This is a genomic window from Amycolatopsis stemonae (genome assembly GCF_054781455.1).
In genome coordinates, this window is sequence record NZ_BAAGUJ010000011.1 from 94,059 (window position 1) to 108,639 (window position 14,581).

At 72.8% G+C, this 14,581-nt stretch carries 11 protein-coding genes and 2 tRNA genes; 4 read left to right on the plus strand and 9 right to left on the minus strand.

What is annotated here, in order from left to right; genetic code table 11:
• Window positions 1-66 precede the first annotated feature (66 nt).
• Complete coding sequence (locus tag ACYVLJ_RS33695) at window positions 67-579, minus strand: lytic polysaccharide monooxygenase auxiliary activity family 9 protein (protein ID WP_451988687.1); 513 nt, start codon at window positions 577-579, stop codon at window positions 67-69.
• Window positions 580-844: 265 nt separating this feature from the next.
• On the opposite strand from ACYVLJ_RS33695, the gene lexA reads away from it, so the two are divergent.
• Complete coding sequence (gene lexA, locus ACYVLJ_RS33700) at window positions 845-1,498, plus strand: transcriptional repressor LexA (protein ID WP_451988686.1); 654 nt, start codon at window positions 845-847, stop codon at window positions 1,496-1,498.
• A gap of 6 nt (window positions 1,499-1,504) precedes the next feature.
• On the opposite strand, the gene ACYVLJ_RS33705 is transcribed toward lexA, so the two are convergent.
• Window positions 1,505-2,710 carry a cytochrome P450 gene (locus ACYVLJ_RS33705; RefSeq protein ID WP_460441696.1) on the minus strand — a complete coding sequence of 402 codons (1,206 nt, stop codon included), beginning with the start codon at window positions 2,708-2,710 and terminating at the stop codon, window positions 1,505-1,507.
• A gap of 98 nt (window positions 2,711-2,808) precedes the next feature.
• Here ACYVLJ_RS33705 and ACYVLJ_RS33710 point away from each other — a divergent pair, with 98 nt between their 5' ends.
• On the plus strand, window positions 2,809-4,266 hold the full coding sequence (locus tag ACYVLJ_RS33710) for an MFS transporter (protein WP_460441697.1): 1,458 nt from the start codon (window positions 2,809-2,811) through the stop codon (window positions 4,264-4,266).
• Here the strand turns inward: ACYVLJ_RS33710 and ACYVLJ_RS33715 are convergent.
• A complete protein-coding gene (locus tag ACYVLJ_RS33715) occupies window positions 4,236-4,487 on the minus strand; it encodes a DUF4287 domain-containing protein (protein WP_460441698.1) in 252 nt (83 codons plus the stop codon). The genes ACYVLJ_RS33710 and ACYVLJ_RS33715 overlap by 31 nt on opposite strands.
• A gap of 78 nt (window positions 4,488-4,565) precedes the next feature.
• On the minus strand, window positions 4,566-5,348 hold the full coding sequence (locus tag ACYVLJ_RS33720; protein ID WP_460441699.1) for a class I SAM-dependent methyltransferase: 783 nt from the start codon (window positions 5,346-5,348) through the stop codon (window positions 4,566-4,568).
• A gap of 77 nt (window positions 5,349-5,425) precedes the next feature.
• Here ACYVLJ_RS33720 and ACYVLJ_RS33725 point away from each other — a divergent pair, with 77 nt between their 5' ends.
• The gene (locus tag ACYVLJ_RS33725; RefSeq protein WP_460441700.1) at window positions 5,426-6,025 is read left to right on the plus strand and encodes a TetR/AcrR family transcriptional regulator; all 600 of its coding nucleotides are present in this window, start codon (window positions 5,426-5,428) and stop codon (window positions 6,023-6,025) included.
• A 162-nt stretch (window positions 6,026-6,187) separates the two neighbouring features.
• Here the strand turns inward: ACYVLJ_RS33725 and ACYVLJ_RS33730 are convergent.
• Together ACYVLJ_RS33730 and ACYVLJ_RS33735 are read right to left on the minus strand one after the other, a co-directional pair.
• Window positions 6,188-6,259, minus strand: a tRNA-Val gene (locus ACYVLJ_RS33730).
• A 37-nt stretch (window positions 6,260-6,296) separates the two neighbouring features.
• Window positions 6,297-6,371 (minus strand) — tRNA-Val (locus tag ACYVLJ_RS33735).
• Window positions 6,372-6,555: 184 nt separating this feature from the next.
• On the opposite strand from ACYVLJ_RS33735, the gene ACYVLJ_RS33740 reads away from it, so the two are divergent.
• Entirely contained in the window at window positions 6,556-7,992 is a 1,437-nt protein-coding gene (locus tag ACYVLJ_RS33740; protein WP_460441701.1) for an MFS transporter, read from the plus strand.
• A gap of 334 nt (window positions 7,993-8,326) precedes the next feature.
• On the opposite strand, the gene ACYVLJ_RS33745 is transcribed toward ACYVLJ_RS33740, so the two are convergent.
• The 3 genes from ACYVLJ_RS33745 to ACYVLJ_RS33755 form a co-directional block, all read right to left on the minus strand.
• The gene (locus ACYVLJ_RS33745; protein ID WP_460441702.1) at window positions 8,327-11,662 is read right to left on the minus strand and encodes a serine hydrolase; all 3,336 of its coding nucleotides are present in this window, start codon (window positions 11,660-11,662) and stop codon (window positions 8,327-8,329) included.
• A gap of 26 nt (window positions 11,663-11,688) precedes the next feature.
• Complete coding sequence (locus tag ACYVLJ_RS33750; RefSeq protein ID WP_451985371.1) at window positions 11,689-12,621, minus strand: ABC transporter ATP-binding protein; 933 nt, start codon at window positions 12,619-12,621, stop codon at window positions 11,689-11,691.
• A 73-nt stretch (window positions 12,622-12,694) separates the two neighbouring features.
• On the minus strand, window positions 12,695-14,581 hold the full coding sequence (locus ACYVLJ_RS33755; protein WP_460441703.1) for a dipeptide/oligopeptide/nickel ABC transporter permease/ATP-binding protein: 1,887 nt from the start codon (window positions 14,579-14,581) through the stop codon (window positions 12,695-12,697).

Here is a 14,581-nt window from a genome sequence, read left to right on the forward strand (position 1 = left end):
AGCGACTGACGGCTGCGGTCCGTGATCCGTCCGCCCGGGAGCCGCGCGCTCCCGGGCGGACGGGGCTCAGCCCACCTGGACGTCGATGCAGGAGTAGAACGCGTTGCCGGTGTCCGCGATGTTCCAGATCGCCAGTACCGTCTGGCGTCCCGTGTGGCCGGACAGGTCCACCTGGTGCGAAAGGGTTTCCGGCGGCTGCTCGTTGTTGCCGCTGATGTCCGCGACCTTGTCGCCGCCGATCCAGTACTCGTAGTTGGTCGTGCGGTGGCGGGCCGTGAAGGTCCACGTGAACGTCGCCGACGTGCCGACCGCGCCGGCCTGCCAGCCCTTGCCGTTGTCGTTGAGCTCGGCGAACTGGGAATTGCCGCCGTCGCAGGACTTCAGGCCCTTCGGCCCCTCGACGCTCTGGGGCTCGTACTTGATGTCACCGCAGGACACCGTGCCCTGGGCGCATTGCGCCTGCCGGCTCGCCGGGGAGTTGACGTAGCCGTGCGCGCTCGCGATACCGGCGGGGTTCACCACCACCAGGACCGGGGCCAGGAGGGCACCCGCCGCGACCGCGACCAGTTTTCGGTTCATCGAAAGCTCCTTCGGGGACAGGCTCGCTTCCCGCCACCGGGTACGGCGAAGCCGCGGCAGGCGAGCCCGCCGCGTCGCGGGAAGTCGTTCGAGCGAAGGAAATTGTGGTCTAGACCATAAGACGAATCGGACAGCGAGTCAATAGATCGCGAAGTCCCGGGTGATGTTGGTAAGACGCCAACTACCCGGCGGTGTTCCGCTCAGCGGGATTCACCCGAAAGACCGGGTGGCGGCGCGCCGAGCGGCTCCCTCTAGGATTCCGCCGGTGACCACCTACGACGACACCTTCGAGCACCTCGATCCCTCCCTCCTGCCGGAGCGGCAGCAGAAGATCCTGGTGGTGATCCGCGACTGGGTGGTCCGGCACGGCTACTCCCCCAGCACCCGGGAGATCGGCGAGGCCGTCGGCCTGCAGTCGACGTCGTCGGTCTCCAAGCACCTCGCGAGCCTGGAGGACAAGGGGTACCTGCGGCGCGGCACGGGCGTCTCGCGCCCGATGGACGTGCGCGCGTTCCTGCAGGGCGGCGAAGCCCGCGAGGACGGCGACTCCGTCCCGGTTCCGGTCGTCGGCGACATCGCCGCCGGCACGCCGATCTCGGCCGTGGAGCACGTCGACGACGTCCTCAAGCTGCCGCGCGACCTCACCGGCCGCGGTAACGTCTTCGGGCTGCGGGTCCGCGGCGACTCGATGATCGACGCCGCGATCTGCGACGGCGACATCGTCGTGGTCAAGCAGCAGACGGAGGCCCACTCGGGCCAGATCGTCGCGGCGATGATCGACGAGGAGGCGACGGTCAAGGTGTACCGCCGCCGCGACGGCCACGTGTACCTCGAGCCGCGCAACCCGGCCTACGCCGTCATCGACGGCGACCGGGCGGCGATCCTGGGCGTGGTCGTTTCGGTGCTGCGGAGCGTCTGACGCGCTTCACCAGGTGACCGGCAGTTCGTAAACGCCGTACACCGAACCGTCGTGCTTGAACGGGATCTTCTCGACGTCGGTCGCCAGCGCGAGTGTCGGGATGCGCCGGTACAGCGTGCTGTAGACGACCTGCAGCTCGAGCCGCGCCAGCGGCTGGCCGAGGCACTGGTGGACGCCGAAGCCGAAGGCGACGTGCCGGTGCGCGTCGCGGGTGAGGTCGAGCCGGTCGCCGTCGGGGAACACCTCCGGGTCGCGGTTGCCGACGTCGTTGGCGAGGATCACGCCCTCGCCCGCGCGGATCGTTTCACCGCCCACCTCGATGTCCTCCAGCGCGACGCGGCGGCGGCCGTTGTGCGTGATGTTGAGGTACCGCAACAGTTCTTCGACGGCGGACGCGACCAGCGCCGGGTCGTCGCTCTCCCGCAGCAGGGCCAGCTGGTCCGGGTGCTCCAGCAAGGCCAGGGTGCCGAGCGCGATCATGTTCGCCGTCGTCTCGTGGCCCGCGATGAGCAGCAGGACGCCCATCTGGGCCGCCTCGGTCCGGGACAGCTCCCCCGCGTGCACCCGGGTCGCGAGGCCGGAGAGCAGGTCGCCGGCCGGCCGCTCGAGCTTCTCCCCCATCAGGCGGTCGAGGTAGCCGACGAGCGCCCGGTGTCCGGCCGCCCGCTCCTCGGGCCGCGCGTCGCGGCGGATGATGAGCTTGCTGTTCTCCTGGAAGAAGCCGTGGTCGGCGTAGGGGACACCGAGCAGCTCGCAGATCACCAGTGACGGCACCGGGAGCGCGAACGCCTCGACGAGGTCGACCGGCTTCGGGCCGGCCAGCAGCTCGTCGAGGAGGTCGTCGACGATCTTCTGCACGGCCGGGCGCATCGCCGCGACCCGGCGGATCGTGAACGGCGCGGTCACCATCTTGCGCAGCCGCGCGTGCTCCGGGTTGTCCATCAGGATGAAGCTGATCCCGGTGCCTCCCTTGGGCAGGGGCGCCGGGCTCGGGTAGCCGGGCCGGGTGACGTCGGCGCTGACGCGCGGATCGGCCAGCAGCGCCCGCTGCTCGGCGTAGCGCGTGACCAGCCACGGCGTGCTGCCGTCCCACAACCGCACCCGTGCGAGCGGCGCCTCCCCCTGCATCGCGCGTGCCGCGGGCGGCGGGTCGAACGGGCAGCCGGCCGCGCGCGTCATCGGGAACTCGGGGATCTCGGCGGTGCTCGTCATCGGTCCTCCGCGGTGGCCGTCAGTTCGTGATCAGTCAACCGAAGACTGCTAGGCTAAGTCAAGCGACTGATTTAATACTGACGTCCGGAGGACCGCCCGTGCTCGACCCCGCCACGCCCGCCGGAACGACGTCGCCCCGCGCGAACCTCGTCGTCGCGGTCCTCGCCTTCGCGGGCATCACCGTCTCGCTGATGCAGACGCTGGTCATCCCGCTGATCCCCGCCCTGCCCGGACTGCTGCACGCCTCCGCGGCCGACGCCACCTGGGCCATCACGGCCACGCTGCTCGCGGGCGCGGTGGCGACGCCGACCATGGGCCGGCTCGGCGACATGTACGGCAAGCGGCGGATGCTGCTCGCCGGCCTCGGCGCGCTCGTCGTGGGCTCGGCGATCGGCGCGCTGTCCGACAGCCTCGTGCCGATGGTCGCCGGCCGGACGCTGCAGGGCCTGGCCGCCGGCGTCATCCCGCTCGGGATCAGCATCATGCGCGACGAGCTGCCCGCCGAACGGCTCGGCTCGGCGACGGCCCTGATGAGCGCGTCGCTCGGCGTCGGCGGCGCGCTGGGCCTGCCCGCGGCGGCCCTGCTGGCCGAAAACGCCGACTGGCACGTGCTTTTCTGGACCGCGGCCGGGCTCGGCGTGGTCGTCACGGGGCTCGTCGTCGCGCTCGTGCCGGAGTCGCCGGTGCGCACCGGCGGGCGGTTCGACATCCTCGGCGCGGCCGGGCTCTCGATCGCCCTCGTCTGCCTGCTGCTGGCCATTTCGAAGGGCGCCGACTGGGGCTGGGGCAGCGCGGCCACGCTCGGCCTGTTCGCCGCCGCCGTGGTGGTCCTGCTGCTGTGGGGCCGGTGGGAACTGCGCACCCCGCGGCCGCTGGTCGACCTGCGGACGAGCGCGCGGCGCCAGGTGCTGCTGACGAACATCGCGTCGGCGGTCTTCGGCTTCGCGATGTTCGCGATGTCCCTGGTGCTGCCGCAGCTGCTGCAGCTGCCGGCCGCCACCGGCTACGGCCTGGGCAGGTCGATGCTGGTGGTGGGCCTGGTGATGGCCCCGTCCGGGCTCGTCATGATGGCGCTGGCGCCGGTGTCCGCGCGCATCACGGCCACGCGCGGCCCGAAGACGACATTGATGCTCGGCGCGGTGGTCGTCGCCGCCGGGTACGCGCTCGGCATCGTGCTGATGAGCGCGACCTGGCAGCTGGTGCTGGTTTCGAGCGTCATCGGCGGCGGCATCGGCCTCGCCTACGGCGCGATGCCGTCGCTGGTGATGGGCGCCGTGCCGGTGTCGGAGACGGCCGCCGCGAACAGCCTCAACACGCTCATGCGCTCGATCGGCACGTCGGTCTCGAGCGCCACGGCCGGGCTGGTCCTCGCCCGGCTGACCATCCACTTCGGACCGGTGGAGCTGCCGTCGCGGAACGGCTTCCGGCTCGTGCTGGGCATGGGCTCGGCCGCGGCGCTCATCGCGCTGGCCGTCGCCGCGTTCCTACCCCGGCGGCCGGGCCCGGCCGCCGGGCGCCGGCCCGATCAGGTCCGGGAGGCCATGCCGTCGAGGTGAAGCATGCCGTCGGTGTGGTGGGCGGCGACGAACTCGGGCCCCTTGGTGACGAGCCGCGCGATCGCCGTCGCGTGGCCGTGCCCGAGAGCGTGCTCGGTCTTCAGCCACGCGACGATCTCGCCGTGCTTCGTGAGCTTCTTCTCCTGCGCGAGGTCGAGGAAGCCGCGCGGGGTGATGCCGGTCTGCTTCTCGGCGTTGTCGAGGTAGGCCTGGAAAGACATCGGTGACTCCCGGGTTCGGACCGACACCTGTTCGGTCTGGCTTGCTTGCCACCAAGGTCTCACCGACAACTTTTTTTGTCAAGACTTCCCGGCGACCACCGCGAGGGTCGTGTACGCCAGGGTGAAGCCGCCGCCGAGCGCGTCGACGGCCGTCCCGACGCCGGCGAGCACGTCCGCCAGCGCGTCCGGCGCGAGCCGGGTCAGGCCGCCGGTCGTGGGCAGGAGGTCCAGCCATTCGTCGCGGGTGTAGACCCGCTCCCACGCGAACGACCACCGCTCGGGCGCACCGAACCGGCCCGAATCCCGGATCCCGTCGGCGAAGCGGGCGAACATGACTTCGTAGAGCTCGGCGGCGGTCCTCGACTCCCCCGCGAACGGGGAATCGGGCAGCACCCGCCGGATGCCCCGCGCGAGGGCGTCGGCCACCGGGGCCGGCGGCTGGAATACGTGCGCGAAGAGGGCGAGCAGCCCGCCAGGACGCAGGACGTCGGCCGCCTTGGCCGCGCCGGCGACGGGATCGACCCAGTGCCAGGCCTGCCCGGCGACGACCGCGTCGAACGTTCGCGCGGCGGGGTCCCAGTCCTCGAACTTCGCGACCTCGACGTCGATGCCGGTACCGCGGGCGAAGGCGGCCATCCGCGGATCGGGGTCGACGCCGAGCACCCGCCGGCCGGCGGCCCGGAACTGCCGGGCCTCGATCCCGGTGCCGCAACCGACGTCGAGGAAGTCCGGACCGGGACTCGCGGCGACGACGCGGGCGACCAGCTCGGCGGGATACTCGGGCCGGGCCCGGTCGTAGCGCGCGGCGTCCTTCCCGAACGACTCGGCGAAATGCCGGGCCTCATGAGGTTGAGTGGGCATTCGCCCACTTTAATGGGCACGCGCCCACTAGGACAACCGCGTGGGCGTTCGCCGCGGGCGTAACGGAGAATGGGGCCATGCCGACCGGGGTCCACTTGCGCGACGTGCGCCAGCAGCTGTTCCACGCGGCCGAACGCGTCCTGCTGCGCGAGGGCCCGAACGGCCTGACGAGCCGTGCGGTGACGGCGGAGGCCGACGTGGCGAAGGGCGTGCTGCACCGCCACTTCGCGGACTTCGACGCTTTCCTGGCCGAGCTGGTCCGGGACCGGATCAGCCGGTTGTCGGACCAGTCGGCGATCCTGGTGGCCTCGGCGGGCACCCGCACGGTGGCGGCCAACCTGGTGGACGCGCTGACGGAGCTGTTCGACCCGGTCTCGATAGCGTTGACGAGCTTGGTGTTCTTCCGCGACGAACTCCGCAGCCGCCTGCGCCGTCCAGGTGACGGCCTCCCGTTCCTGGCAGAGGCGCGCGAGATGCTGTCGTCCTACCTGGCCGCGGAACGAGCCCAGGGCCGTATCGCAGCGGACGCAACGGTGGACGCCCTGGCCTTGTCCCTGATCGGAGCAAGCCACCTGCTCTTCGCAGGCCGCGAAAAGCACACCCTCCCGGACCCCGAAGAGCTGCAAGAACTGGTGGAAACCATCCTAGCCGACCCCCTACAACGCCGACTGCTGTAAAAAAGTCCACAAAGGACAAACGGCCACCCGAAAGGGGAAGGCGACCCCACGCGGGGTCCGGGGGCTCGCCCCCGGCGGGGGCGTGGGGGCTCGGCCCCCACAGGACACGACGAAGAGAGCCTTGCTTGCGCTTTCCGCAAGCAAGGCTCTCCCGCGATCGAGTGGGCGATACTGGGATCGAACCAGTGACCTCTTCGGTGTGAACGAAGCGCTCTCCCCCTGAGCTAATCGCCCTTCGTACGAACTTCCACGAAATCCGGGGGTGGACTCGTGGTGCGCGATACTGGGATTGAACCAGTGACCTCTTCCGTGTCAGGGAAGCGCTCTCCCGCTGAGCTAATCGCGCGCTGCGGAACTCCGTACTCGCAGAAGCATATCGGACGTCTTCGGTGGGTCGGCAGGGGGTCCCTGGTGACCGGCGGCACGGGGGAAACCGCCGTGACACGAAGGCGCCGAAACGGGCAGACTGCAGGGAGACAGCACGCCCGTTGCCGGGCTTGTGCCGCCCGACCAGGAGAGCTCTCGCCTCGATGACCGACACCGTGTCCACCCCGCCCGCCGACCTGGACCGCGCTCCGGCGCGCCCGGGGCTCCTCATCGGGGTCCTCGTGCTGTCCGCGTTCGTGATGATCCTCAACGAGACGATCCTGAGTGTCGCGTTGCGTGACCTGACCGTCGACCTGAAGGTGCCGACGACGACGGTGCAGTGGCTGACCAGCGGGTTCCTGCTGACGATGGCCGTCGTGATTCCCACGACCGGGTTCTTGCTGGAGCGGTTCACGCCGCGGCAGGTGTTCCTGGTGTCGTTGTCGGCGTTCAGCCTCGGCACGTTGTTGTGCGCGCTCGCGCCGGGGTTCGGGATGTTGATGGTGGGGCGGGTGGTGCAGGCGTGCGGCACGGCGGTGATGCTGCCGTTGCTGATGACGTCGGTGATGCGGCTGGTGCCGCCGGAGCGGCGGGGCGCGACGATGGGGACGATCACGATCGTGATCGCGGTGGCGCCGGCGATCGGGCCGACGATCGGTGGCGCGGTGTTGTCGTCGCTGGGCTGGCGCTGGATGTTCTGGATCGTGTTGCCGTTGTCGGTGGCGGCTTTGGTGACCGGTGCGCTGCGGCTGCGGTTGGCGAGCGAGCAGCGGCGGGTGCCGCTGGACGTGCCTTCGGTGGTGTTGTCGGCGATCGGGTTCGGCGGTGTGCTGTACGGCCTGTCGACGTCGGGTGAGCAGGGTGGCGTCCGGCCCCCGCTGCCGCCGTGGGTGCCGATCGTGGCCGGGGTCGTGGCGCTGGTGGTGTTCACGTGGCGGCAGCTGCGGCTGCAGCGCCGCGACCGGGCGCTGCTGGACCTGCGGCCGTTCACGCACCGGAGCTTCGTGGTGGCGCTGGTGCTGACGGCGTTGCTGTTCGTGTGCCTGATCGGCGCGGCGGCGATCCTGCTGCCGCTGTACCTGCAGACGGTGCTGCACACGAGCACGTTCGTCAGCGGCCTGGCGGTGCTGCCGGGCGGGCTGGTGCTGGGCCTGCTGGGCCGTCCGGTGGGTGCCCTGTTCGACAAGGTCGGGGCGCGCCCGCTGGTCATCCCGGGTGCGGCGGCGATGGCGGTGTCGCTGTGGCTGTTCACGACGCTGGGCCCGGCGTCGCCGCTGATCGCGGTGATCGGGATCCACGTGCTGCTGATGGCCGGGCTCGGGCTGATGATGACGCCGTTGTTCACCGAGTCGCTGGGGGTGTTGCCGGACCACCTGTACTCGCACGGCAGCGCGATCCTGTCGACGCTGCAGCAGGTGGCCGGGGCGCTCGGGACGGCGGTGTTCGTCAGCGTGGCGACGCTCGGGAGTGCCGACGCCACCGCGGAGAGCCCGGACGCTTCCGGGCTGCGGGCCGCGTTCGTGGTGGCCGGGTGCGTCGGGGTCGTCGCCTTCGCGTGCACCTGGCTGATCCGCCGCCGGCGGTCCACTGAGGACGGATGAAGTCCCGCTTCCGCTCAGCGAAGGCTGGGGGGAGACCTGCGAGCGGAAACGGGAGTTTTGGGGCCGGTACGGGGGTCGCCTCGCGGCGAGTGGCGCTACACGGCTCCAGCCGGACTGGCACTCCGTGAAGGCAAGGGGTGAGGCCCGGGGACTCCTCCGTACCGACACCCCTTACAACGCTCCACGCCCGCCGATGTTCCCGACGTGACGGGCGTCATGACAGCATGCGGCCCAGCAGGTTCCGGTCCACCGCGCCTGGGCGTCGACGCGCGCACGGTGTCCCTCCAGGACGTCCAGCGGGCCTGGAAGGACACCGGCGCTCAGCGGATCGTCGTCACTCCTTGACCTTCGGGGTCGCCCGCACGCCGCTGTGCAGGTACCGCTCCCCCGTCGGCAGCGTGTAGAACGTCACCGAAACCCAGCCGCGCATGCCCGCCGGGCTGTGCGCGAAGTGGTTCGGGCCGATCGGCACCAGCTCGTCTTCGGTCGTGGTCTCCGGCATGAGCTCGGCGAGCGCGCCGGTGACCGTCGTGCGCAGCCACAGCTTTTCGTCGCGCTCGAGGACCTCGATCCGCACGGACTCCCGCTCGTAGACGCCGAGGAACTCCGTGGCGTCGACGGCGGGCGCGGGCACCGGCGGCTCGAGCGGGCTCGGCATCGCGACGCCCGCCAGCTCCGCGAAGATCTCCGAGTAGAGCTCCTCGTACAGGTCGTGCGCGCTGCCGCCGTTGGTGAGCAGCGTGACGGCCAGGTCCTGCTCCGGCAGGATCCGCAGGAACGCCGACTGCCCGATCGTGTTGCCGTCGTGGCCGATCAGGCGGTGGCCGTCCCAGGCGAAGCGGATCCAGCCGAGGCCCCACGAGTCGCCGAGGGTGTCCTTGTCCGGCATCTCGGCCTGCGCTTCGGTCATCGCCGCGGCCGACTCGGCCGAGAGCAGCCGGGAGCCGTCCGGGCCGAGGCCGCCGGTCAGGTGCAGGCGGGCGAAGGCCAGCACGTCCGCCGTCGACGCCGTGATCAGCCCGGCCGGGCCCGCCGAGCGCGGCAGCCCCCACACGGGCGCCGGCTGCGGCTCGCCGTCGCCGGGCGCCACGTGGCCGACCGCGGCGCGGTGCAGCAGCGCCTCCTCCGGCAGGGTGCCGGTGCGGGTCAGGCCCAGCGGCGTGAACAGCCGCTCGCGCAGGGCCGCGTCCCACGTCTTGCCGGTCAGCTTCTCGATGACGCGGCCGGTGAGGACGAACCCCGAGTTGCAGTACGACAGGGTCGCGCCGAGGGGATGGGTCTGCGCGGCCTGGTCGAGCAGCCCGACGTACTTCTCGACGCAGTCGTCGCCGCGGCCGGTGTCGGTGAAGACGTCGCCGTCGATGCCGCTGGTGTGGGTCAGCAGGTGCCGCAGCGTCACCTGCTTCGTGACGTCGGCGTCGGCCAGCTTCAGCTCGGGCAGCACGTCGGCGATCGGCGCGTCCAGCCGCAGCAGGCCTTCGTCGACGAGCTGCATCGCGACGGTGGCCGTCCACACCTTGGTGATCGAGCCGATCTGGAACACCGAGTCGTCGGTGACCTCGACGCCGGTCGTCTTGTTGAGCACGCCGAAGCTGGTGAGCACCTGGTCGTCGCCGCGCGCGATGCCCAGCGCCGCCCCGGGGACGCGGTGCTTGCGCGCCAGTTCGGCCAGGCGGCGCCGCCAGTGCGCGACGTCGAGCGGGACCCGCTTCGCCCGGCCCGGCTCCCCCGCGTACTGCTCGACCCAGTCGACGACCCGGCGGTTGAAGTCCACGCGGTGCGACGGGCGCCCGTCGAGGATGAACACGTGCGACGCGCCCGGGTAGCGCACCAGCCGGGTCGGCACGCCCTGTTCGCGCAGCGCGGTGAACCACTGCTCGGCCTGGCCGATCGGGCACCGGTCGTCGTTCTCGGCGTGCACGACCAGGGTCGGCGTGCGCACCTTTTCCACCTGCGCCAGCGGGGAAAGCGCCGTGTAGTGCGCCCGGTTCTCCGCCGGGACGCACCCGAGTTCGGCGACGCCGAGGTAGTGCGCGCTGTCGGAGGTGCCGGCCATGCTGACCGCGTCGCTGACGACCCCGCCCGCGACGGCCGCGGCGAACCGGTCGTCGCGGCTGGTCAGGTAGCACGTCATGTAGCCGCCGTAGCTGTAGCCGGAGACGGCGAGGCGGCGCGCGTCGGCCACGCCCTCGGCGACGAGCGCGTCCAGCGGCTCGAGGAAGTCCTTGGCGTCGGCCAGGCCCCAGGCGCCGACCGCGGCCGTGTAGAACGCCTCGCCGTAGCCGTCGCTGCCGCGCGGGTTGAGCAGCAGCACCGCCCAGCCCCGCGCGGCGAGCTGCTGGTGGTAGAGGTGCGCGGCGTCGGCGGTGGCGTTCCACGCGTTGTGCGGGCCGCCGTGGATGTCCAGCAGCAGCGGCAGCGGGCCGGTCCGGGCGGGGTCGCGCAGCAGCCAGCCGTGCACGACCGTGCCGTCGGAGATCGTGAACTCCCGCTCCTCGTGGGCGAAGAGGTCGAGATCGGCCGGGCTGTGCGCCGTGCGCACCTCCGCCGCTCCCCCGTCGACGCCGACCGTCGCGATCTCGCCGTAGGACGTCGTGGTGGCGAGCACGACCGCCGCCGTGTCGCCGGCGACGCTCAGGCCCGACACGGCGCTGCCCGCCTCGCCGAGCACCCGCCGCGGCTCGCCACCCGCGACGTCGACGGCGTAGAGGTGCGTGTAGCCGCGGTCGCGGACGCAGAACAGGACCGTGGAGCCGGCCGGCCGCGGCAGGGCACCGGGGTAGCCCGGGCCGCCCGGCATCACGGCGCGGTCGAGCGGGGCGGCCAGGTCGACGGTTTCGCCGCCGTCCAGCGGGACCCGCAGCAGCCCGGCGTGCCCCGGCGAGGTGTCGCGGCGGCCGACGACGAGCAGCGCGTCCCCGTCGGCGGTCCAGGTCACCGCGCCGCAGAAGCCGTCCCCGGAGCCCACCTGCCGAGGCTCCGCCGTCCGGTCGCCGGGCTCGAGGACGTAGGCGGCCGACCGGAAGGTCAGGTCGGCGTCGGCGTCCCGCGACGCGGGGAAGGCCAGCCGCCCGCCGTCCGGCGACCAGGCGGGGTCACCCGCGTGCCAGTCCCCCGACGTCACCCGCCGGACCTCGCCGGTGGCGACGTCGAGGACGTGGACGTGCTTGCGCAGGGTGCGCAGCAGGCCGGCGCCGTCGGCCTTGAAGTCGAGCCGGTCGGCGACCACCGGCTCGTGCGCCCGGCGGCTCTTCGCGCCGTCGTCTTCGCCTTCTTCGGCGTTCAGGTCGACCGGCGCGCTGAAGGCGATCTCGGCACCGTCCGGGCGCCAGACCGGCGTGCCCGCGCCGAGCGGCAGGGTGGTGACCTGCTCGGGCTCGCCTCCGTCGGCGGGCAGGAGCCACAGCTGCGCCGGGCCGTCCTGGGCACGCAGGAACGCGATCCGCGTGCCGTCCGGCGACCACGCCGGGGCGACGTCGGCCTTGCCGCGCGTCAGCCGGCGCGCTTCGCCGCCTGCGGTGGCGACCTGCCAGAGCGAACGGGTGTCCTCGTCCTGGTCCCGGTCGGCGGTGCGCAGCACGTACGCGATCCGGGTGCCGTCGGGCGAGAGCGCCGGCTGGTCCGGGAATTCGAAGGCGTACAGGTCGTCGAGGCCGAGGCGTCGGGTCATGCGGATCTCCTTGTGGGATAACGGTCTCACGCGGCGAAGTGGCAGGCCGCCCGGTGCGGCCGGGCGGCGGCGCCGTCGGCCGGGTCGGCGGTGGTGCAGAGCGTGCGGTCGGTGTGCACGAGCGGGCCGACGGGGCAGCGCGGGTGGTAGCGGCAGCCGGCCGGCGGGTGGTGCGGGTCGGCGGGTTCGGTGTCCGCGAGGGGGTCGTCGCCGGTGTCGTCGAGCAGGCCGCGGTGCGCCGACGGCGCGGCGGACAGCAGGTCCCGCGTGTACGGGTGCCGCGGATCCGTGAGCACCTGCTCGGCGGGCCCGGCTTCGACGATCCGGCCGAGGTACATCACCGCGACGATGTCGCTGACGTAGCGCACCACGGCGAGGTTGTGCGAGATGAACAGCATCGACAGCGCCAGCCGCCGCTGGACGTCGCGGACGAGGTTGAGCACCGCGCCCTGCACCGAGACGTCGAGCGCCGAGGTGATCTCGTCGGCGATCAGCACCTTCGGCTGCCCGGCGAGCGCGCGGGCGAGGGCGACGCGCTGGCGTTGCCCGCCGGAAAGCTGCCCGGGCAGCATCGCGGCGCGCTCCGGGTCGAGGTTGACCAGGTCGAGCAGCCGGGCCACCTCGGCGCGCCGGGCACCGCGGGACGTCCCCCGCGGCATGGCCTCGGTGATCGACTCGCCGATCGCCATCCGCGGGTCCAGCGACGAATACGGGTCCTGGAACACCATCTGCAGCGGGCGGCGCCGGGGCAGGCTCCGCACGTCGGCGCCGTCGAGCAGCACCCGGCCCGAGCCGACGGGCGCCAGCCCGACCGCGGCCCTGGCGAGGGTGGACTTGCCCGAGCCGGACTCGCCGACCAGGCCGACGACCTGTCCGGAAGGGACGGTCAGGCTCACCCCGTCGACGGCGGTCAGCCTGCCGTAGCGGACGCTCACCGCGTCGAACTCCAGCGCGCTCATGCGCGCGCCTCGCGGACGCTCGGCGCGACCTGAGCGGTACGCGCGGTGGTGAATGGTTCGTTCGCGGGCTCACTCATGCCGCTCCCTCCTCGTGCGACGGTCCGGAAAGGACGCTCACCTGCGGGTGCCAGCACGCGACCCGGTGCCCGGGCGCGGCCTGCGCCAGCACCGGGTCCTCGGCGTGGCAGCGCTCGGACGCCAGCGGGCAGCGCGCCGCGAACGCGCAGCCGGCCGGCACCTGGCCGGGCTCCGGCGGGCGGCCGGGGATCACCGCCAGGGGCTCGTCGCGGTCGGTCTCGAGGTCCACCGTCGTGGCCAGCAGCGCACGCGTGTACGGGTGCTGTGCGGGAGTCCCGGTCGGGAGGTCCTCGACGACGCGGCCGGCGTACATCACCAGCATCCGTTCGCACGTCTGGGAAACGACGGCGATGTCGTGGCTGATGAGCAGGATCGCGGCGCCCTCGGCTTCGCGCGTGCGGGCCAGCAACCGCAGCACCCGCCGCTGCACGGTGACGTCGAGCGCGGTCGTCGGCTCGTCGGCGATGACGAGCTTCGGCTCGCCCATCAGGCCCATGCCGATCATGGCCCGCTGCCGCATGCCGCCGGAGAACTCGTGCGGGTACTGCCGGGCGCGCCGCAGCGGGGCCGGGACGCGCACGGCGGCCAGCCGGTCGACCGCGCGGGCGAACGCCTGGCGCCGCGACAGGCCGTGGTGCTGTTCGGACACCTCCGCCAGCTGACGGCCGACGCGCCGCGCCGGGTTGAACGACGTCATCGGGTCCTGGAACACCATGGCCAGCGACGTCCCGAGCGCCCGGTCGGACGCGCTCGCCAGCGGCTCGCCGGCGAAGTCCAGCCGGTCGGCGGTGACCACGCCGGGCGCCTCGATCAGCCGCGACACCGCCAGCGCGGTCAGGCTCTTGCCGGAGCCGGACTCGCCGACCACGCCGATCGCTTCGCCCGCGCGGACGCTGAAGCTCACGCCGCGCACCGGCACGGTCCACCCGGCCGGTCCGGGGAAGGCCACCCGGAGGTTCTCGACGACGAGCACCGCGTCCCCGGCAGGGAGCTCTGCCGCCGCGGGGCGCGCGGCCGGGGGCGGCGCCGCCGACCGGCGCGTCGCCCGGGTGCGGACGCCGACCACCGCGGCCACCGTCTCCCCCACCAGGTTGAACGCCAGCCCGGCGAGCACCACGGCCGCGGCGGGCGCGAGTGCCGCCACCGGGTTCACGTAGATGCCGTCGAGGCCTTCGCGCAGCAGCCGCCCCCAGTCGTAGTCCGGCGCCTGCACGCCGATCCCGAGGAAGGACAGCCCGGCGAAGGCGAGCAGTGCCGAGCCCGCACCGATCGTCGCGTTGACGACGAGCGGCTCGCCGATGTTCGGCAGCACGTGCCGGGCCAGCAGCCGGACCCGGCCGACGCCGGAAACCCGGGCGGCGGCGACGAAGTCGCGCCCGGCCACCGACGCGGACAGCGTCTGGACGAGCCGGGCGAACGCCGGCGCCATCGCGAACGCGATCGCCAGCACCGCGCCGTGCGTGCCCACCCCGAAGATCACCGCGAGGAACAGGGCCAGCAGCAGCCCGGGGAACGCCACCGCGATGTCGACGACGGCCTTGAGCAGCCGGGCCGCCCACCGCGGCAGCACCGACGGCAGCGTCCCGAGCACCACCCCGGCCGCGACGCCGATCGCGGTGGCGAGCACGGCGAGGCCGATCGAGAGCCGGGTCGCCACCAGCGTCCGGAAGAAGAGGTCGCGGCCCAGGGAGTCGGTGCCGAACGGGTGCGCCCCGGACGGGCCCTGGCCGATCGCGTCGGTGTCGATCGCCGCGGCCGCGTCGCCCCACAGGAGCGGCGCGAGCACCGCCAGCGCGACGACCCCCGCGAGCAGGACCGCGGAGCACGCGCCCACCGGCGAGCGCACGGCCGCCACCCAGACCGAACCGCGTCGTCGTGCCAT